Origin of the sequence: Clostridium sardiniense (assembly GCF_019753795.1) — a bacterium.
GTDB lineage: Bacteria > Bacillota > Clostridia > Clostridiales > Clostridiaceae > Clostridium > Clostridium sardiniense.
Genome location: NZ_JAIKTU010000011.1, coordinates 103,683 through 123,557 on the forward strand (window position 1 = coordinate 103,683; position 19,875 = coordinate 123,557).

At 27.7% G+C, this 19,875-nt stretch carries 20 protein-coding genes and 1 pseudogene; 8 read left to right on the plus strand and 13 right to left on the minus strand.

The window, feature by feature from the left end; all coding sequences use genetic code 11:
* Positions 1–16: 16 nt before the first annotated feature.
* On the minus strand, positions 17–787 hold the full coding sequence (locus K5V21_RS13940) for a phage antirepressor KilAC domain-containing protein (protein ID WP_221861787.1): 771 nt from the start codon (positions 785–787) through the stop codon (positions 17–19).
* Between the two features lie 36 nt (positions 788–823).
* Positions 824–1,042, minus strand: a complete 219-nt coding sequence (locus K5V21_RS13945) for a DUF739 family protein (protein WP_221861788.1) — start codon at positions 1,040–1,042, stop codon at positions 824–826.
* A 163-nt stretch (positions 1,043–1,205) separates the two neighbouring features.
* On the opposite strand from K5V21_RS13945, the gene K5V21_RS13950 reads away from it, so the two are divergent.
* The 3 genes from K5V21_RS13950 to K5V21_RS13960 all read left to right on the plus strand — a co-directional run bounded on the left by K5V21_RS13950 (position 1,206) and on the right by K5V21_RS13960 (position 3,370).
* Positions 1,206–1,739 (plus strand): transcriptional regulator, encoded by a 534-nt coding sequence (locus tag K5V21_RS13950; RefSeq protein ID WP_221861789.1) that lies wholly within the window; start codon positions 1,206–1,208, stop codon positions 1,737–1,739.
* A gap of 17 nt (positions 1,740–1,756) precedes the next feature.
* On the plus strand, positions 1,757–2,221 hold the full coding sequence (locus K5V21_RS13955) for an ImmA/IrrE family metallo-endopeptidase (RefSeq protein ID WP_221861790.1): 465 nt from the start codon (positions 1,757–1,759) through the stop codon (positions 2,219–2,221).
* A gap of 78 nt (positions 2,222–2,299) precedes the next feature.
* Positions 2,300–3,370: a site-specific integrase gene (locus K5V21_RS13960; RefSeq protein ID WP_221861791.1), complete on the plus strand. Its 1,071-nt coding sequence runs from the start codon at positions 2,300–2,302 to the stop codon at positions 3,368–3,370.
* Between the two features lie 80 nt (positions 3,371–3,450).
* Here K5V21_RS13960 and K5V21_RS13965 read toward each other — a convergent pair whose 3' ends face one another.
* From K5V21_RS13965 to K5V21_RS13985, 5 genes are all read right to left on the minus strand, one after another.
* Positions 3,451–4,230: a serine hydrolase gene (locus K5V21_RS13965; RefSeq protein WP_221861792.1), complete on the minus strand. Its 780-nt coding sequence runs from the start codon at positions 4,228–4,230 to the stop codon at positions 3,451–3,453.
* A gap of 147 nt (positions 4,231–4,377) precedes the next feature.
* A complete protein-coding gene (locus K5V21_RS13970) occupies positions 4,378–5,478 on the minus strand; it encodes a 6-phosphofructokinase (RefSeq protein WP_221861793.1) in 1,101 nt (366 codons plus the stop codon).
* Between the two features lie 322 nt (positions 5,479–5,800).
* Complete coding sequence (locus tag K5V21_RS13975; RefSeq protein WP_204595168.1) at positions 5,801–6,661, minus strand: undecaprenyl-diphosphate phosphatase; 861 nt, start codon at positions 6,659–6,661, stop codon at positions 5,801–5,803.
* Positions 6,662–6,810: 149 nt separating this feature from the next.
* Positions 6,811–7,788, minus strand: coding sequence for a type I phosphomannose isomerase catalytic subunit (locus K5V21_RS13980; protein ID WP_221861794.1), 978 nt, complete (start codon positions 7,786–7,788; stop codon positions 6,811–6,813).
* Positions 7,789–7,823: 35 nt separating this feature from the next.
* A complete protein-coding gene (locus K5V21_RS13985; RefSeq protein WP_221861795.1) occupies positions 7,824–9,545 on the minus strand; it encodes a tetratricopeptide repeat protein in 1,722 nt (573 codons plus the stop codon).
* A 267-nt stretch (positions 9,546–9,812) separates the two neighbouring features.
* On the opposite strand from K5V21_RS13985, the gene K5V21_RS13990 reads away from it, so the two are divergent.
* The gene (locus K5V21_RS13990) at positions 9,813–11,171 is read left to right on the plus strand and encodes a Mur ligase family protein (protein ID WP_221861796.1); all 1,359 of its coding nucleotides are present in this window, start codon (positions 9,813–9,815) and stop codon (positions 11,169–11,171) included.
* 14 nt (positions 11,172–11,185) lie between these two features.
* Entirely contained in the window at positions 11,186–11,917 is a 732-nt protein-coding gene (locus K5V21_RS13995; RefSeq protein ID WP_221861797.1) for a type 1 glutamine amidotransferase, read from the plus strand.
* Positions 11,918–11,963: 46 nt separating this feature from the next.
* Here K5V21_RS13995 and K5V21_RS14000 read toward each other — a convergent pair whose 3' ends face one another.
* Positions 11,964–12,716, minus strand: coding sequence for a polysaccharide deacetylase family protein (locus K5V21_RS14000; RefSeq protein ID WP_307495302.1), 753 nt, complete (start codon positions 12,714–12,716; stop codon positions 11,964–11,966).
* Between the two features lie 171 nt (positions 12,717–12,887).
* On the opposite strand from K5V21_RS14000, the gene K5V21_RS14005 reads away from it, so the two are divergent.
* Positions 12,888–14,195 (plus strand): D-alanyl-D-alanine carboxypeptidase family protein, encoded by a 1,308-nt coding sequence (locus K5V21_RS14005; RefSeq protein ID WP_221861798.1) that lies wholly within the window; start codon positions 12,888–12,890, stop codon positions 14,193–14,195.
* A gap of 219 nt (positions 14,196–14,414) precedes the next feature.
* Here the strand turns inward: K5V21_RS14005 and K5V21_RS14010 are convergent.
* The 3 genes and pseudogenes from K5V21_RS14010 to ppaX all read right to left on the minus strand — a co-directional run.
* Positions 14,415–15,008 (minus strand): annotated as a pseudogene (locus K5V21_RS14010) (flavin reductase family protein); the annotation flags it as partial.
* An 8-nt stretch (positions 15,009–15,016) separates the two neighbouring features.
* Positions 15,017–15,355: an arsenate reductase family protein gene (locus tag K5V21_RS14015; protein WP_221861800.1), complete on the minus strand. Its 339-nt coding sequence runs from the start codon at positions 15,353–15,355 to the stop codon at positions 15,017–15,019.
* A 22-nt stretch (positions 15,356–15,377) separates the two neighbouring features.
* Entirely contained in the window at positions 15,378–16,013 is a 636-nt protein-coding gene (ppaX, locus tag K5V21_RS14020; protein WP_221861801.1) for a pyrophosphatase PpaX, read from the minus strand.
* Positions 16,014–16,174: 161 nt separating this feature from the next.
* On the opposite strand from ppaX, the gene K5V21_RS14025 reads away from it, so the two are divergent.
* Positions 16,175–17,146 carry an acyltransferase family protein gene (locus tag K5V21_RS14025; RefSeq protein ID WP_221861802.1) on the plus strand — a complete coding sequence of 324 codons (972 nt, stop codon included), beginning with the start codon at positions 16,175–16,177 and terminating at the stop codon, positions 17,144–17,146.
* 93 nt (positions 17,147–17,239) lie between these two features.
* On the opposite strand, the gene K5V21_RS14030 is transcribed toward K5V21_RS14025, so the two are convergent.
* A complete protein-coding gene (locus K5V21_RS14030; protein WP_221861803.1) occupies positions 17,240–18,193 on the minus strand; it encodes a permease prefix domain 1-containing protein in 954 nt (317 codons plus the stop codon).
* Positions 18,194–18,195: 2 nt separating this feature from the next.
* A complete protein-coding gene (locus K5V21_RS14035; protein ID WP_204595157.1) occupies positions 18,196–18,531 on the minus strand; it encodes a PadR family transcriptional regulator in 336 nt (111 codons plus the stop codon).
* 306 nt (positions 18,532–18,837) lie between these two features.
* On the opposite strand from K5V21_RS14035, the gene K5V21_RS14040 reads away from it, so the two are divergent.
* Complete coding sequence (locus K5V21_RS14040) at positions 18,838–19,857, plus strand: ABC transporter substrate-binding protein (protein ID WP_221861804.1); 1,020 nt, start codon at positions 18,838–18,840, stop codon at positions 19,855–19,857.
* The last annotated feature ends 18 nt before the right edge of the window (positions 19,858–19,875 follow it).

Genomic DNA, 19,875 nt, shown 5'->3' on the forward strand with positions numbered 1-19,875 from the left:
AACTGCTTGTCCTCCTTTAATTTAAAAACTTATTTATAAAATATTGTTGACCTTTGCCAGTAACTTTTGGAGTTTTGGTAATTCTAATACTTCCATCAGGATTATTTATTGTTCTTTCTTTAGTTTCAATCACCTTAAGTTCTAAACTCTTTTGCGTTGGCATATTATAATCAGTTCCTTTTCGCTTTATAAGATATCCATTATCTCTAAGCCAATTAAATAATCGTCTTTCCCCTATATCTACTCCGTTTTGTTTTATTAGCTTTGCTAATTCTCCAACAAGTATTGAAGTATGGCTTGTACTAACTGCATTTGCAAAAATAACTTTTGGAGCATTACGTTCCTTTTCTTCTTCAAGTAATATTCTCTTTGTTTGTTCTTCTTTTAAATTAGTTGCTAGTTTAATCAAGAAATCAGGACTTGTTAATGCTTTTTCTAAAGTATTATCAGTCATATATGTTCCATACTTTCTTATACTTGGTAATACTACATCAGTTACCCAATCTTGAAACTTTTCAGCTTCTTTCTTTTTAGATTTAAAAATTAATTTGTAAACTCCACTTTCTGTTAAAAAGTTTTCTCCTGTGTTGTGTAATTTTCTAAAGTCGGATTTACCGATTTTAGAATTAGTAAGCTTGATCACTTGTTTTTCATTCATAGCTCTTATATTGTCATTCACATTTTTTATTTCTAGACATTCAGCTACATGTTTAGGATTAAATAAAACTTGTCCATCTAATTCAAATACTTCAACTGGTTTATTTTCAAAAATCATTAAATTATTCATTCTTTATAGCCTCCTAATTCCACTTTAAAGTTCAATTCATTGAACTTTTTTCTCAAAAAAATATAATTGTATCTCATCTGAATCTATATCCAATAATTCAGATATTTTAATTATCTCACGTTGTGAAAAGAATCTTCTGCTATTTAATTTCAAAGACAATGTCCTCTCCGAAACTCCTAAACACTTTGCAAAACAATTTTGTGTTCCAAACTTCTCTATTATTTTTCCTTTTAATTTACTATAATTAAAAGCCATGTTTTCACCTCCAATTTCTAAGTTCAATCCTTTGAACAACTTTATGTTACCACCCCAATATTTAACTGTCAATACTTTTGTTCAATTTTTTTAACTTTTTTGTTTAATCTATTGAACTTTTGTTCAAAATGCACTATTCTATAAATATGAAAGGAATGATTATATGGAACTTGAAAATACTTCTATTAGATTAAAAAGAGTAATGAAGGAACGTAATTTAAGACAAGTCGATTTACTAGAAATGTTAAAACCTTTTTGTAAGAAATATAATGTTAAAATAAACAAATCAGATATAAGTCAATATTTATCTGGTAAAGTCAAACCAGGACAAGAAAAACTCTCTATGCTAGGAATGGCTTTAAACCTAAATGAAACTTGGTTAATGGGTTACGATGTTCCAATGGAAAAAGCAGAAATAACTAACAATATTTCTAATTATGATTTATCAAAAGAAGAACAACAACATATAGATGATTTAAGAAATTTAAATGATATAGGTAGAAAAAAAGTTATTGCTTATACAAAAGATTTACTTGATAACCCTAAATACGCATTATCAAATAACAATTTATGTGCTCAAAATAATTCAGAGAATTCTATTCCTTATCTTGTAGCTTGTCATGATGATAACTTATCAGACGATGAAAAAAAGATTATGGATGAAAGAATAGCTGAATACTTAAATAAGAATAAATAATTTAAAAGGATCTGTATATGACAAATTATGAGGGATTATTAAACGAAGCACATTCACAAGGAATAAAAGTCATAGAAATGGATTTAGGTACTAATAATCCATGTGGGAAGTGCATCAATAATATAATTTTTATAAATGATAGAGTGAGCACAAAAGATAAATATTGTATCTTAGCTGAAGAAATTGGACATTATAAATTAAATTATGGGAATATAACTAATCAAAATAAAATTAAAAATAGAAAACAAGAGCTCATCGCTAGAAGATGGGGATATGATAAAAATATAGGAATAGTAGGTATAATAAATGCTTTTGAATATGGTTGTAGAAGTAGATTTGAAATAGCTGAATATTTAAATGTAACAGAACAATACTTAGATGAGGCTATAAATTACTATTCTCAAAAATATGGAACAATGTATCAGATAGACAACTATATAATTTATTTCACACCTAAATTATACATAGGTAAAGCTTTTTGATAATAAGCAGTTGTTACTTTATGCAACTGTTTATTATTTAAATTAATTAGAACATACATTCTAAAGGAGTTGATATAAATGGATTATAATATAACATACAGAAATAAGGATAAAGGAATCCAAGTTATAGTTTCGTATAAAGATAAATTAGGTAAATGGAAGCAGAAATCTAAGCAAGGATTTGAAACTAAAAGAGCTGCAAAAAAATATGCTGATGGATTAATTGATACTTTAAAAGAGACTTCTAAATATGAGATATATGACGGGTTCGAGGATTTAACTATCGGAGAACTTAAAGAAGAATATTTAAACCATGTTTATTTGCATAGAGCTTTAAACACGTATAAAAATTATAAAGAAAGTTTACGTAACTTTCCTATAGATGATATAAAAGTAACTGATCTACAATTAATAGATGTTCAGAAATGCGTTAATAAATTAATATCTAGGGTATCAAATGCAACATTAAATAGAAGATTAACCATATTTAAATGCATGCTTAACTTTGCTAAAAAGCAATATAACCTTCCAGTAAGAGATATGTCTAATTTAGATATTCCTATTAATAAAGAACCTAATAAACGAAGAGCCTTAGGTATTGTAGAAGAAAGTACTATAATGGATTACTATCTAAAAAAAGATAGTGATTATCAAATTGTTGTATCATTAGCTTTAACTTGTGGACTTAGAGTTGGAGAAATTATGGGATTAACTTGGAATGATATAGATTTTAAAAATAATTCTATATCTATAACTAAACAGTGGCAAAAGAAAAAGGATGGTTGTTTCGGATTCACTGATGTAAAGAGTAAAAATTCTAATAGAATGGTACCTTTGCCTCCCAGTACTAAAAAGATATTATTGAAAATAAAAAAATCTCGACCTTTAAATATAGATCAGAGATTAATAACTGCAAAAAGTTCTGATAGTATGAGAACAAACTTAGATAAACAATTACGTAAAAAATTTGATACATGTATACATGAGCTTAGACATACTTATGCAACAAAACTTATAGCAAATGGATTAGACTTTAAAACAGCTGCTCATATACTTGGTCATGATGTAGAACAAACTATGAGAGTGTACTCACATGTAACAGACGAAATGTATAATAAAGCAGCTGAATTAATATCTAATTTATTTTAAATTTTTGACGAATTTTTGACGAATCGCCTTTTTGGCTGTTTTTTAAATTTAAGAATGGCTTAAACACTAGGTTTCAGAGCCTAATTCCAATTATTCATCACATTATCCCACATCATCTTACCACATTTAGCTAATGTTACAGTTCCATAAACACTATTTGGAATTGACATAGAAAGAACTGTAAATGCAAATGTTCCTTTTGAAAGCTGAATTAGTGCTGTATCATTTTCGACTCCGGTTTTATCTCCAGTCTTACTTGAAATTTCATATTTTAAATCATCTGGTATATAAAGTGCTAATTTATTCTTGATCTGCTGTCTCCTTAGAATATCTATTAACATTGTACTATTTTCCTTACTTAGAAAAGTTCCTTCGTATAAATGCTTCCACATCTTTGATAAATCTCTAGCTGATGTTAAATTTTCTATATCTGATTTTCCCTTTCTTTCATCAGTTGTTTTTCTATTTAGGACGGTATTTTTCAAACCCATTTCTTTGATATCTTTATTTATTTGATCTATTCCAACAATATCAATAATTTTGTTTGCTGCTGTATTATCACTTTGAATAAGCATAGCAACTAAAAGTTCAAATACAGTATAATCTCTAGAGTTAAATTCATGAATTATACCTGTTCCATAAACTTTATCTGAGCCTTCTATCTTTATTTTATCCATAAAAGATGTACTTCCTCTTTCAACATCTTTTATTAAAGAAACTGCTATAGGTAACTTCATACATCCAGCTGAAACCATCTGAACGTTTTCATTGTAACCGTAAACAAATCCACTTTCTAAATCTTCAAAGAAGAAACTATAAGTACCAATTCTTGATTCTAAATATTTTTTAATCTCTTTCATAATACCCTCCAGCTTTAAAATTTAAATCTGTCCCAATTGTTAATAAAATTATAACATATTACCATATATTTTTGAACCATCTATAATTATATCAATATTAGAATTAAAGGATTTAGCAACATGCTAAATCCTTTAAATATCTTTTAACTAATCTCCAAATGAGATTCCTATTTTTTTAGCAATTGTAACTAATTCACAACTTGGATCAACTTGTTTAGTTTTTTGACCTATTACATTTTCTAAGCTATCGTAAGTTATTTCATCCCCTTTTAAGCATACCATATTACCAAATAAGCCTTCATTAATCATTTCAACTGCGGCTACTCCATATCTTGTTGATAAAATTCTATCAAAAGTTGAAGTATTGCCCCCTCTTTGAATATGCCCAAGAACAGTACACCTTACTTCATGATCTTTTATTATCTTTTCTAAATCATCAGCTAATTTATTTCCAATTCCACCAAGCCTTATAGGATCTGGACTATCAGCTACAATCTTAGAAACTACAACTTCTCCATCCTTTGCTTTTGCACCTTCAGCAACTACTATGATTGTGAATAGTTTACCTTCTGCTTTTCTTTCATTAATTTTGTCTACTATCTTATTAATATCATATGGAATCTCTGGTAATAAAATTACATCAGCTGAACCTGCTATTCCAGATTCTAATGCAATCCAGCCAGCTCCTCTTCCCATAACTTCACAAAGCATAATTCTATGATGTGATTCTGCTGTTGTATGAAGTCTATCTAAAGCATCTGTTGCTACATCTATTGCAGTATTAAATCCAAATGTAACATCAGTCGATGCTAAATCATTGTCTATAGTCTTTGGAACACCTATAACTTTTATACCTTTTCGCGAAAAATCTCTAGCTGAAGTTAATGTACCATCCCCTCCTATAACTACTAATACATCTACTCCTTCTTTTTTAAGATTCTCAACTGCTACATCTGAGACATCTTTCTTTACAGTTACTCCATCTTCTTCAATACTATAATCAAAAAGATTATCCTTATTTGAACTATATAATATTGTACCTCCTCTATGAAGTATTCCAGATACTGACTCTAATGTTAATGGTATGAAATCATTGTTATATAGCCCACGATAACCAAATTTATAACCTATAACTTCATAACCATAATTTAAAATTGCAGTTCTAGTTACTGCTCTAATTACAGCATTTAAACCAGGGCAATCTCCTCCTCCAGTTAATAAAGCTATTTTTTTAACTCCTTTTGTCATTTCACAAATCCCCCTCTACCCATTTTATAGACATTCTTAATTAAATTTTCTTTATTTTCTGACAACTTCAAACAAAAAAATTTAATCTTTTTCTCTCCTAACCTTTGTACAACACTAGATACAATTGTTTTCAATATTAACATTAAAAGTAAACTATTTCTTTTTTTATATTACCATAAGTTATCAATTTTATAAAGCATATTTTACCATATTATTAATAAATTGTATTTTAAGCTTACTTCGTATAAATATATTATTTATTTTAATTTATTATGTCTATAAAAAAGAGTTTAGCTAATATTTATTAGCTAAACTCTTTAACCTATAAAGGTGGTAAAGTCATAAAACCTGCAAATACTAATACAGCAAGTATTACACCTACTATTATTCTGTATACTGCAAATACTCTCATTGGTTTCTTCTTTAAGTAACTTATAAACTTATCCATTACTATTAATGAAACTATAAATGCTACCACAAATCCAACTGCTAATGCTATCCATTTTGTTGAATCCATTTGTGAATAGTCAAATTTCAACATATCGAGACCACTTGAACCAACCATAGCTGGTATTGCTAAGAAGAATGAAAATTCTGCTGCAATTGGAGTTGAAAGACCTGCTATCCAACCACCCATTATAGTAGAAGCACTTCTTGACATTCCAGGCCACATAGCAAAACATTGAGCCACACCAACTATTAATGCTTCTTTAGCTGTAATCTTGTCTATATCATTTGCCTTAGGTCTTCTTTTTCTATAAGTATTCTCTATAACTATTAATAGAATACCACCAACTATAAATCCATATATAACAGCCCTTGGTGTAAATAAGGACTTAATTTTATCATGAAGAGCTAGACCAACTATAAGTGCTGGTATGGAACCAACTATTACATTAATCCCGAATCTGAAACCAGTTTCTCCTTCTCTTCCCTTTGTAAATATAAATTTAAAGAATTCTACTACACTTGTACTAATTTTTTTCCAGAATAATACAACGACCGCTAAAATTGCTCCAAGTTGTATAACAACTTCAAACATATTTGCAAATTCACCAGTAAAATCAATTAGATTTCCTACTAGTATCATATGCCCTGTCGATGATACCGGAACAAATTCTGTAAGACCTTCTACTATAGCAATAATTATTGCTTTAAGTATTAATAGTAAATCTATTCCCACTAATTCTCACTCACTTTCAAAAATATTATTGACTTTTTAATTATAAGTATATTGTGACACCTTGTCTACATTATCCAATTAATTAAGTAAAATTTAAGAAAATAAGGAGACTTTAGTAAAATAAAGTCTCCTTATATATTATTTATATACTATTTTAAAACTGGAGCTAATATCTTTTTCTTTTCTTCTTCAACATCTGGTACAAAACTCTTAAGAAGTGTAAATTCTCCCTTAAGCTCATACGCTCCAAGGTATGCTGGAATAAGTATACTGTCTCCCATCTTAACTTCTAATGATCCCTTATCCCAAACTATTTCTCCATTTCCTTCAACACAAGTAAATAGATAGAATCTATCTCTATCACTTTCTTCTTTTGCACTTTCTTTTATTTCATATTTTTCTATTGCAAAATACTCTCCAATGCAAAGAACTGTTTTATCATATCCATCTTCATGAATTGTAATTCCCTTTATATTTTCTCCCTTTAATGAGAAATCAATAACATCTAGTGCTTTTTCTACATGTATTTCTCTTCCTCTTCCATAATCATATACTCTATAAGTAGTATCACTATTTTGTTGTATTTCTGCAATTACAACACCTTCACAGATCGCATGAACTAATCCACTTTTTACATAGAACATATCCCCTCTTTTTACAGGTATCTGATTTAAATATGGAGTTAAATCTCCTTTTTTAATAGCTTCTTCAAAAGTCTTCTTATCACAATTCTTTGTTCCAACTATAAGTGAAGCTCCTTCTTTTGCATCAACAACATACCAAGCTTCAGTCTTTCCAAGATCATTATCAGCCACTCTTGCATATTCATCTCCTGGATGAACTTGAACTGATAACTTATCGTTTGCATTTATAAGTTTTATTAATAATGGGAAGTTATTTGTTGCGATCTTATCACCTACTAGTTTATGACCTAGTTCTTCTATAAGCTCATCAAACTTCATTCCCTTAAATTCTCCATTTTCAACAACTCCAGTACCATTTCTATGACATGCAATATCCCAAGTTTCTCCTATTAATCCATCTGGCATATTATCTCTGAAGTTTTCTAGATCTCTGCCTCCCCATATTTTGTCATAGTATAAGTTTTCAAATCTAATTGGATACATAGTAATTAATCTCCTTCTTTCTATATTGGTGCTTTTTAATATATTAATTCAACTTGAGATGAATCTATCTTTCTATATCTGTCATCTTCAAATTGCTCATACCCTATTTTAAACTTATTATAGTTTTTATCTATAATTTCTTTCTTGATAAAATCATCAGATTCTGATACTAATTCATTAGCTGTAGCTATATTTTTATAAGCTCTTTCTATGTTGTCCTCATATACAGCATAGTAAATTGCAGCATTATTCAAAGCTTCTATATTTCTTTCATTTATCTCATATGCTTTTCTAGTATTTTCAATCCCTTTATCAATATCCCCTTCTTTAAAGTAAAGATATCCAAGTGTTGCAAAGTATTTATCATTAGATTTATTTATTTTAACAGCCGTTTCTAAGCTATCTATTGCTTTATCTAACTCATTTTTTATTATGTCTATACTAGCTATATGATAATAATTTTCTATTCTCCCTACGTCTACATATGAAACTAACCTATAATAATCATACGCTAAATCTATTTTTTGCTCAACCTTTTCATAAAAATTAGCCACATTTTCTATTATTAAACAGTTTGACGGAGAATAATATAGCCCTCTTCTTAAGTAAGCCTTTGTGATATTTTCATCTCCCTCATTTTGCATCAAATTAGAAAGTAATAAACCATATATATTACTATATTCTTTATTTATAAAAGAACTTTTTATTGCATAATCACTAGCCTTTTTATAATCTTTATTTTCTAGATAATACATACCGGCTATATAATTTGCTCCATAAGTATCTTCATATTTAGTTATTATTTTATCTATTATTTCAGTGCAATCTTTAACTTGTTTTTTATTTATTTCTAATTGAATGCAGTTATAAAGTAAAGAATCTTTCTCTTCATCACTTAAAGTATCTAAAATTTCCAAACTCTTATTTAAATTTTTTTCTTCTATAGAATAGGTTTTTGCTAATGCTAATTTAGTTATAGTATTAGATGAATTTTCTTTATATAACTCTTCTAAATACTCAATTGCGCCCTCTCTATTTCCATATACATTGTTTTCTATAACATCTAAAATCTTAATATCATTTTTATTAAGATTATAGGATTCTTGTAAGTTTTTATATCCTTCTTCATAATTATTAACTATCATATTTAAATCAGCTTTTTTAGCTAATTCAAAGGAATCATCTGCTTTATATCCATTTACCATTTCTTTTGCTTTGTCTTTATTATTTTGAGCTAAATACACAACAGTCATAGTTTCTCTTAACGGATTATTATTTTGTTCTTTCATTAAAAAATCTTCTCCATACTGTCTTGCCTTTTCAGCATCTCCATTCATAAGATAGGTAAAGGTGATATAATTTCCAAGAACCTTGTCCTCTTCCTTATATTTATCAATCCCCTTGTCCTTTTCTAGTTTATTTCTATCTCTATATGCTTTATCTAATAAAGAATTAGACTGTGCACGCTCTTCTTTTAATGAATATATTTCTGCTTCCTTTATTATCCAAATAGGCCACTTTTCCCTCTTCTGCTTTTTTTCGTACTCTTTTAATGCTTCATCGTACTTTCCTGAATAATATATTCCATCCTCTTTATCTAATATAAGTTCTTCTTCAGCCCCAAAAAACCCCTTACATCCTAAAGCCATCAGCAATGCAAATACTAAACTTCCAATAAGAGTTAGGATACTCTGTATATTTTGTTTTCTATTACTCCGAATTTTATTTTCTTTTAAATTATCGTTAAACGCTTTCATAAATACCCCCAAGAGTTTAGAATGTTAATTTCTTTTTAATTGTTTATTCATATATTTTACATTTTATCAAAAACCAATAAAAGAATCTACATAAAACTACATATAACTCTATTTGCAAAGCCAGTTTATTTTTGTATTTTTCTATGACTATTTCCTTATATTAATATTAATTTTATTGTATTTAAAAGTATTTCTATGTAATATAATTTTATGTTATACTAGTTATTATTTATGTGATAACTGTCGATACTTATTAACTATAGGGTGGTGAATACTATTAATATAAAATCATTTATAAGTATTATTTCTAGTAAAATAGTGCTTTTCATATCAAAAAACTTTTTAAAAGGTGGTAGTACTTTCCCAGGAAGAATTGCTTTAAAATTAGATAGAAATATTTTAAAGACTGTTTCTAAGGGATATAAAGTTATTCTTATCACTGGTACAAATGGTAAAACAACAACTACAAGTATGATTACAAACATACTTAAAGAAAATGGATTTAAAGTAATAACAAATAATACAGGGGCAAACCTTTTCCCTGGTATTGTGTCATGTTTCATTGATAACTTTAAATTTGGAGATAAAAACACTTCTAAATATGCAGTTATAGAAGTTGATGAAGCTAATGTTAAATTCATCACTGAATACATAAGTCCAGAACTTTTAACTGTAACTAATCTATTTAGAGACCAACTCGACAGATATGGCGAAGTATATACAACACTTACAAAGATACTTGAAGGAGTAGTTAAAGCTCCTAAAACAAAGCTTATTTTAAATGGAGATGAATCATTACTTGGTAATCTAGAAATTAAAAATCCTACAGAGTTTTATGGATTTAATGTTCCAGTTCAAGAAGATACAAAGCTTGATGTAAATGCAGATTCTAAGTTCTGTAAATTCTGTAAATCTCCATACAGTTATAATTTCATTACATATAATCATTTAGGAGATTTTTATTGTCCTAGCTGTGGATACAAAAGAGCTCCTTTAAAATATGCAGTTGATGAAATAATTGAAGTTACACCTGAATACTCAAGAGTTGTTATTAATGGAACTCCAATTACAATAAGTCAATCTGGAGCTTATAATATATATAACGGACTTTGTGCTTATTCAATAACAAAAGAACTTGGTGTATCAGATGAAGTAATTGCAAAATCTTTAGGAAAACAAGATTCAAGTTTTGGTAGACAAGAAGTTATTAAAATTGATGATAAAAATGTTAAAATAATACTTGTAAAAAATCCAGCAGGTTATAATCAAGCAATTGATACTTTATGTTTAAATAAAGAGCCATTCTCAGCTTTATTTATGCTAAACGATAACTATGCAGATGGACGAGATGTGTCTTGGATTTGGGATGTTGGATTTGAAAGACTTCCGAATCTTCCAATAAATGATATATACATTTCTGGTATGAGAATGTATGATATGGCAGTTAGACTTAAAACGGCTGGTCTTGATTCTAATAAGTTTATAATAGAAGATGATTATGAAGCATTAACTAATAAACTTAAAGAATGTGAAGATAAAAATATCTATATACTTGCAACTTATACTGCAATGATTAATTATAGAAAACACCTTCACTCAAAAGGCTATATAGAAAAACTTTGGTAAAGGAAGGTAATATTATGGAATTAAATATTTGTCATCTTTATCCTGACCTACTAAATGTTTATGGTGATGTAGGAAATATATTAATACTTAAGTCAAGAGCTGAGGCTCGTGGTATAAAAATTAATGTTATTGATATATCTGTAAATGATAAATTCGATGGAGATAATTATGATATAGTCTTCTTTGGTGGTGGCCAAGACTATGAGCAATCAATAGTTTCAGAAGATTTAATGAAAAATAAAAAAGAGGATTTAACTAAATATGTAGAAGATTCTAAAGTTTTACTAGCTATATGTGGTGGATATCAACTTCTTGGTAATTACTATAGAGCTCCAAATGGAGAAAAACTTGAAGGATTAAAAATACTTGATATATATACTGAAGGTGGAGATACTCGTTTTATTGGAGATACAATCATACAAAATGATGAATTTTCTCACACTTATGTTGGCTTTGAAAATCATTCAGGTAGAACATATATAAATAATTTAAAACCTCTTGGTAGATGCATTCAAGGATATGGTAATAATGGTGAAGATGGAAATGAAGGTTGTGTATATAAAAATACATTTTGTACTTACTTCCATGGATCACTACTTTCAAAAAACCCTGAACTTGCAGATAAATTACTTGAGCTTGCTTTAAATCATAAATATGGAAATGTTACTTTAGAACCTTTAAATGATGATTTAGAAATTAAAGCTAAAGCTAATATAATAAAAAGATTTGAAAAGAAAGATAAGTAAAGAAAGAATCCTATAGATAAATTATCTATAGGATTCTTTCTTTTAACTAATTATTGTTTATTACTTTAACGTCTTTTAGATATTGAATTTCATCATTTGAGATATTATCTAAAGTCTTAAATTCATAATTCATAAGCTTATATTCATTTATAATATTTTCTAAAGTGGTTACTGTACTCTTCTTTCCTTCTGCATCATGCATTAATACAACTTCTACTCTATATGCTCCTGCATTATTTTTAATATTTTTTCTTATGCACTCACTGGATACATTGGCAGCTGTCGCATCTCCTGAATCAATATTCCAATCAATATACATAACATTCCTAGATTTTAGTTCCTTTTTTATTCCACTTAATACACTTTGTTTTCCAACCCTATTAGTAGAACCTCCAGGAAGCCTTACAAATTTAAAATCTAATTTTTCATTAAGTACATTATTTATTTTATTTTCACATAAATTTAAATCTTTAAAATATTCATCTGTACTACTATATATCTTTTCATAATCATGAACATTACAATGTGGATATATAGACATTCCTAAATTTCTAGCTTTTTTAAGTATATTTTTATTCTCCATCGCCTTGTTTCCAACTACAAAAAAAGTACCTTTTACTCCATTTTTATTTAAGATATCAATAATATTATTTGTGTTTGTAATAGATGGTCCATCATCAAAAGTTAAATAAACAACCTTTTTTTTAGAATTATTACAGTTTCCTTGAATATAAGCTGAATTTAAAGTAATAATTAAGATAATTGCTAATATTAAGTTTAATTTTTTTAATATTTTTATAAGATCACCCCCATATTAATAGTTTGCCTACTATCTTAATTTTTATTTAATTATATTGTAATATTTTTGGTACCTATTTCTGGGTAATGTTTATTGTTATTAACTGCGTAAAATGTTATACTTTTTTGTATGCATGTCCTTTATAGCAAAAAAAAAGAACGAGGTGGAGAAATGAGTTTAACTAAGAAAGGTATACTATTAAAAACAATGGTGCTTGTTTTTGCTATGTACTTATTAGCTCCTTTAGGAATGATAAAATCATATGCAGATACACAAACACCATCTGATCCAAGTATAACTGCAAAGTATGCAATTACTATGGATTTAAAAACTGGTGAAGTTATTTATTCAAAAAATGCAGATGCAAAGGCATATCCTGCAAGTATCACCAAATTATTAACTGCATTAATCTTTGCAGAAAACGCACAAAAATATGACACAATTAAATTTACTGAGTCTGCAAAAGCTCAACCTCAGTATTCATTACATTCAAACTGGCCAGGAGTTACTATGAAAGTTGGCGACACAATGACTGCTGATGATGTAATGAAAGGCTTATTAATGTTCTCAGGAAATGATGCAGCTTATATGATAGCTGATAAGGTAGCTGGAAATGCAGAAAACTTTGCAAAGCTTATGAATAAAAAAGCTCAAGAACTTGGAATGAAAGATAGTCACTTTGTAACACCAAATGGATTACATAACCCAAATCATTATACTACAGCTTATGACTTAGCAATACTTACTAAAGCAGCTTTTGCTAACCCATGGGTTAAAGAAGTAATGGAAACTAAAGAAGCTACTATTACTATTGGTGGTAAAACTGTCAAATTAGAAAATAGAAATAAGACTTTAGGTAAAAATGGTAATATCGCTGGTAAAACTGGTACAACTAATCAAGCTGGTGAATGCTTAGCTACTATTTTCAACAGAAATGGCAGAGATATTATTGGTGTTGTATTAAATTCAGCTGTTAGTGCTGATGACTCAACTAGATATGCTGACATGGATAAAATAATGGATTATAGCTACGCTGCAAAACCAGCAGTATTTGAAAAAGCTGGTGATTCTATAAAGAATGTAACTTTAGACTATAAAATGTTTAAATTTTTTGGTCCTACAAAGACAATCGAAGTACCTGTAACACTATCAGAAGATGCTATGCTTTATAAAAATACATTTAATGATAAAAATGCTGAAATAACATTTAATCCTGAAAATAAAGATGCATGGTCTGTAGCTGCAAATAATGATGTTAATCTTAATCTTTCTGTTAAAGAATATCATGCAGCTTTAACTGGAAACATCGGAGTATCAATTGGTCAATTATTTAAAGCAAACGTATTTGCTTACTTAGGTATAATTTTAGCTATTGTTATAATAATCCTTATAATAATATTTATTATAAGATTCATTAACAAAAGACGTTACCGCAAGAGCCGTTACAGAAGAAGTTACGGAAGTTATAAAAGATATTAATTTATAACTTAAGTATTAATAAAAGAGAGGACTCTAATTCCTCTCTTTTTATTTTCTCTTTTTACTTTTTTTACTTATAGACTTTTTATTATTTTTAGAATATTTCCCTCTAAACTTTTTATTTTCTATGTTATTATTTTTATCTTTTGATTTACTCTTATATTTTGTTTTTTTATCTAAAACATCAGTTTTCTTGCCTTCTTTTAAATCTTTACTACTATTGTTTTCCTTAATTGCCCTTGATTCTTTTTTCTTCATAATTGAATATCCAAAGCATCCAATTGAAGTTCTAGGTAATTTATAATATTCGCCATGGCAATAAGCTATTAAATCACCTTTTTCAAAATGTATCTTTCCATTTTCATCTATAAGTTCCTCATTTATATGAGAACTTAAAACATCTGCAATGAACATATCATGACTACCAAGGGGAACTATTTGCTTTACTCTACATTCAATATTTATTGGACACTCTTCAATATAAGATGCATTTATATTGTCACATTCTTTCATAGTAAAATTCATTTCTTTTATCTTATCTAATTTTTTACCACTTCTAACTCCACAAAAATCTACTTCTTTTGTCATTCCCGCATGAGGAATATTAACTACAAATTCCATTGATTCTTTTATATAATCATAAGATAACCGCTCTGGTCTTACTGATATAGATAACATAGGGGGCCTTGTGCATACTGTTCCAGTCCAACCTACAGTAAATACATTTTCTTTTCCTTCTTTATTTCTTGATGTAATTAAAACTACTGGAACTGGATTTAAAACTACACTTCCTTTAAAATCTCTTTTTTTCATATGTTCTATTACTCCCATTCATTCCAGACTTCTGGTTTATATCCTATAGTTGCTAACTTTCCATTTCTAACTATAGGTGTTTTTATTAAACTTTGATTCTTTAATAAAACTTCAAGTTTCATTTCGCTACTTCTTATTTTATCTAAATTTGAAGCCTTATATCCATTACCTTTTTCATTAATTAATTCATTTACAGGTATTGCTCTGCTTACATTATTTAATTCACCCTTACTTATTCCTTTTTCCTTCATATCAATAAGTGAATATTTTATTTTTCTTTCCTTAAAATATCTTTCTGCCTTTTTTGTATCAAAGCATTTTTTGCTTCCAAATATCTGTATGTTCAAAACTTTAATTCCTCTTTCTAATTTATAATAATTCTAATATTTCTTCTGGAGAATCTATAAAATAATCTGGCTTTAATTCCTCTAATCTCTTTATATCTAATTCTGTATATCTAACTCCACAAGTTTTACATCCAGCTTCTATGCCACATAATAGATCAAAATGGCTATCTCCTACCATTATTGTTTCCTCAGGCTTTACTCCTAAATGATTACACGCATATATTGCAGGTTCTCCACTTGGCTTATGTTTTTCTGTACATTCTGGAGTAACTATTATATCCATATATTTTGTTATATTAGCTATTTCCATTCCTCTTCTTGCCATCTCACCTCTTTTAGAAGTAACTACTCCCATTTTTATCCCTCTATTTTTAAGTTCTTCTAAAAGTGTATCTACGCCTTTAAAAGGAAAACACATATTATCATGAAATTCTTCATTATATTTTCTATATCTATTTATTAAACTTTGAATTTTATCTTCATTTTCAGTATACATTTTAAAAGTATATGGTAATGGCTGTCCGTAATGTGCTGTTATTTCACTTTTTGAAGGTGTAAGTCCTAACCCCTCTTTAAATGTATGCTTAAAAGATTTATATATTAATTCGTTAGTATTTAATAAAGTTCCATCCAAATCAAATAAAACTGCTTTTATCACCTTATCCTATCCCCTCTCTTTATTTATAATGGTTATTATATCAAAAATAATTCTTTATTACTAACTTTAAATATTGATAAAGATTCAATCAATACCAATTGTATTAAATATCTAATTATGCTATATTTCTAAATAGAACAATTATCAACTGGAGGTTTATCATGGAAACACAACAAAGAAATAGGGATTTCTATTTTGATACATTAAAAGGTTTACTTATTTTATTTGTTATAATAGGTAATTCTCTTGAACTTGCTAGTCCGCAAAATATAGATACACATTATTTTATATTATTTTTATATATGTTTCATATGCCTATATTTACATTTGTATCTGGATATTTTTCTAAGCTTAGTAAAAGAACCACAGTTCAAAAAGCTAAATCAACTTTTAAATTGTATTTTTTCGCTCAGTTATTATATATAATATTCTATAAATATTTACTAGGAAATAGTTCATATAAATTTGAACTCATGTATTCTCAATGGACTCTTTGGTATCTATTATCACTAACTTGTTGGTATATATTATCTGACTATGTTACTGATAAGAAAAAGTGGATTATTGGGTCAATAATTGTATCTCTTATGCTTGGATTTGATAATACTATAGGACTTCTTGCAAACATGTCAAGAACATTATTTTTCTTCCCTTTCTTTATAACTGGAATGATTTTTAAAAAAGAATATATAGATGTTTTAAAGAAGCATATGATAAAACTATTAGTCGGATCATTGCTAGTGCTCATTATACTTTACATATTATCACATGATATAAAAATAGAGCTTTTATTTGAGTCAGCACCATACTCTAGTTATTATGATAATTTAGCTTTTCCATTTTGTATACGATTATTCCACTATATAGGTTCCTTTGTACTAGGTGCATCTATATTAATCTTTATACCAAACTTTAAAACAATCTTTTCATCACTTGGAAGAAATTCATTGGTTCTATATCTTCTTCATGGAGGTATAAGTTATATATTGATAACTTTAGGATTTACAAGATATAATAATTTATTTGGGCTAATATTATCTGAGTTACTTATAATTGGAGTCACTATTTTATGTACTAAAGTATTCTTAAAGATGAAGAATTTATATATTTTGAAAAAAGGCAGTATTAAATAATATTGCCTTTTTAATATATTTTAACAATTCTTTTTCTATTGCTTTATCCTATTATGTTATATATAATAATAAAATCTTTCATTAATTTTCATGTTATGAAAATATTACTTTTTTTCTATTCATTTTATTTAAAATCCTAAGATAGGTATAATTTAATATTAAAAAGAATGCCGTAACTGGAACTACTATATCTTTATCAGATACAAATGATGCAAAAATAATTATAGTTTCTAATGAGAGTACTAATATCTTGTATTTATTTAAATTATTATCAAGTATAGCTTTTTGCGTATAATACATAACTATAAGAATCCATGATAAAGTTATTAATAAAAATCCTATATTATTCAAATTGAAATGTAGTGAATTTGTAATATTTTTAATATCATATCTCTCATCTGTGATTTTACTACCTCTATAACTGTCTAAGTCTGTTTGCTTACTACTAATCGTCCATCCGTTATTTCCTCTACCACTTATACTTTCTGATCCGTTTTTTATTAATTCAGGAGACACTTCTCTATTGTATTCATACATAGGTATACTATCTTTTAATACTTTAATATTATAAAGTCCATTTTCATATCTATCATTATACTCATTTAGTATATGATCAAAAGCATCTTTCTCTTTTCCTGTAATTTCTTCTTTCCCCTCTAAAGTATCTGCAATTTTGTTTAGTATATCACCAGAAACTCTTGCTCTATTTTCATCCCATAAATCCATAAATCTATTTTCTGAGATAACCCCGCCTAATTTAAAAAGGCACCCCACAACGAATACTATTATACTTACTTTAAACAAAATATTAGTATATCTAGTTTGATTAGTTATAAGTGACTTTACATCATTTGAAATACTATTCTCATCTCCAAATTTTTCTATAGCAATATTTATACTCTCTTCTTCTGTGTAGCCATCTTCCATCAGATCAGAAACTTTATCATATAAATGAAATTTCATTTCCTCTTTTAAAATTTCTGTTTCCTCATTATTTTTATTAACCCTACTATATATTCTCTCAATATATTCCTCAATTCTTCCCATACTTATTTACCTCTCATAAAATTATTTATAATCTCTTTTAAAACATTCCATTCATTAGAATTCTTATTAAATATTTCTTTCCCTTCATCTGTTATCGAATAATACCTTCTCCGTCCCCCACTAGTTCCTGAATTATCATTCCAATATCCTTTAAGATATCCACGGGTTTCAAGCCTCTTTAGTGATACATAAAGTGTAGCTTCTTTTATTTCAAATTCATTTTTGGATATTTCTTTTATCTTCTTTAAAATCAAATATCCATACATATCCTCCTTATATAATACTGATAAAACAATTGAATCAATATATCCTTTTAAAACTTCCTTCCCAAACTCCATACTTATCCTCCTCTCTTTTATAAATTACTTTATATTATTAAGTACTTATATTTATTATATAAGATACTACTTTATATTATCAAGTACTTTTTTAAAATTAAAGGAATTAATTAACAATAGGTTTTATATAACCTTTGAATTTAATTTACCATAATGAATTTAAGTTTCTATATTCAAAAAAATATATAAAACTTTAGATTTTTAAAATTGATTTGTATAGATTTTAAATCTTTATTAATTTAACAATATATCACTTTTTGTCATACTATAAATCATAATTAATTATTTTGTTAGAAGGGATATTTTATGAAAAGAAAATCTAAATTAGCTATTTTACTTACTATAATTTTTTCTGTATGTATCTGCTTTGTTGGATGTAAAAAAGAAACTGATACTTCTAGTCTAAAAACTATAAGACTTAATGAAGTTGTTCGTTCTGTCTTCTATGCACCAATGTATGTTGCAATAAACGAAGGATTCTTTGAGGAAGAAGGTATAAATATAGATCTATCTACAGGTCAAGGTGCAGATAAGGTTATGCAAAATGTATTATCTAATAATGCAGATATAGGTTTTTGTGGACCTGAACAAGTTATCTATATTTATAATCAAGGCCGAGATGATTACCCTGTATTATTCACGCAACTTACTAAAAGGGATGGCTCTTTCTTAGTTGGAAGAGAAAAAGATGAAAACTTTAAGTGGTCATCTTTAAAAGGTAAAGACATAATAGGTGGACGACCTGGTGGAGTTCCTGAAATGGCTCTAGAATATGTTTTAAATAAAAATAATATCGTTCCAAAGAAAGATGTTAACATGGTAACAAACTTAGACTTTACTGCAACTGCTGGCGCTTTTAAAGCTGGTACTGCTGATTACGTATCATTATTTGAACCTACAGCTTCAATGCTTGAAAAAGAAGGTAGTGGAAGTATAGTTGCTTCTATAGGAGAATCTTCTGGTGAAATGCCTTACACTTGTTTCTTTTCAACAAAATCTTATATGAATGATAATAAAGATGTAATAGAGAAGTTTACACGAGCTATATATAAAGGACAATTATGGTTTAAAGATCATACATCTAGCGAAGTAGCTGATTCAATATTATCCTTCTTCCCTGGAACTGATAAAGATATCATTATTTCAGTTATCGATAACTATAAAAAAATTGATGCTATTGCAGATAATCCAACTTTAAGTGAAGATGGCTTAAATCATCTTATGGATATAATAACTGATTATGACTCTTCTTTAATACCAGCAAGACCACCTTTTGCTGATATAGTTAATAATGAATTTGCAGAAAAAATCACTTCTGAAAAATAACTTTTAATTTTAAGGGGT

Excerpts from the sequence above, each read along its gene's own strand:
- K5V21_RS14025 (WP_221861802.1), top strand. The coding sequence starts at position 16,175 with ATGGAAACACAACAAAGAAATAGGGATTTCTATTTTGATACATTAAAA.
- K5V21_RS13950 (WP_221861789.1), top strand. The coding sequence starts at position 1,206 with ATGGAACTTGAAAATACTTCTATTAGATTAAAAAGAGTAATGAAGGAA.
- K5V21_RS13940 (WP_221861787.1), bottom strand. The coding sequence starts at position 787 with ATGAATAATTTAATGATTTTTGAAAATAAACCAGTTGAAGTATTTGAA.
- K5V21_RS13960 (WP_221861791.1), top strand. The coding sequence starts at position 2,300 with ATGGATTATAATATAACATACAGAAATAAGGATAAAGGAATCCAAGTT.
- K5V21_RS14035 (WP_204595157.1), bottom strand. The coding sequence starts at position 18,531 with ATGGAGTTTGGGAAGGAAGTTTTAAAAGGATATATTGATTCAATTGTT.
- K5V21_RS13980 (WP_221861794.1), bottom strand. The coding sequence starts at position 7,788 with ATGTATCCAATTAGATTTGAAAACTTATACTATGACAAAATATGGGGA.
- K5V21_RS13985 (WP_221861795.1), bottom strand. The coding sequence starts at position 9,545 with ATGAAAGCGTTTAACGATAATTTAAAAGAAAATAAAATTCGGAGTAAT.
- K5V21_RS13995 (WP_221861797.1), top strand. The coding sequence starts at position 11,186 with ATGGAATTAAATATTTGTCATCTTTATCCTGACCTACTAAATGTTTAT.
- K5V21_RS13945 (WP_221861788.1), bottom strand. The coding sequence starts at position 1,042 with ATGGCTTTTAATTATAGTAAATTAAAAGGAAAAATAATAGAGAAGTTT.
- K5V21_RS13970 (WP_221861793.1), bottom strand. The coding sequence starts at position 5,478 with ATGACAAAAGGAGTTAAAAAAATAGCTTTATTAACTGGAGGAGGAGAT.
- K5V21_RS14005 (WP_221861798.1), top strand. The coding sequence starts at position 12,888 with ATGAGTTTAACTAAGAAAGGTATACTATTAAAAACAATGGTGCTTGTT.
- K5V21_RS13955 (WP_221861790.1), top strand. The coding sequence starts at position 1,757 with ATGACAAATTATGAGGGATTATTAAACGAAGCACATTCACAAGGAATA.
- K5V21_RS14040 (WP_221861804.1), top strand. The coding sequence starts at position 18,838 with ATGAAAAGAAAATCTAAATTAGCTATTTTACTTACTATAATTTTTTCT.
- K5V21_RS13965 (WP_221861792.1), bottom strand. The coding sequence starts at position 4,230 with ATGAAAGAGATTAAAAAATATTTAGAATCAAGAATTGGTACTTATAGT.
- K5V21_RS14030 (WP_221861803.1), bottom strand. The coding sequence starts at position 18,193 with ATGGGAAGAATTGAGGAATATATTGAGAGAATATATAGTAGGGTTAAT.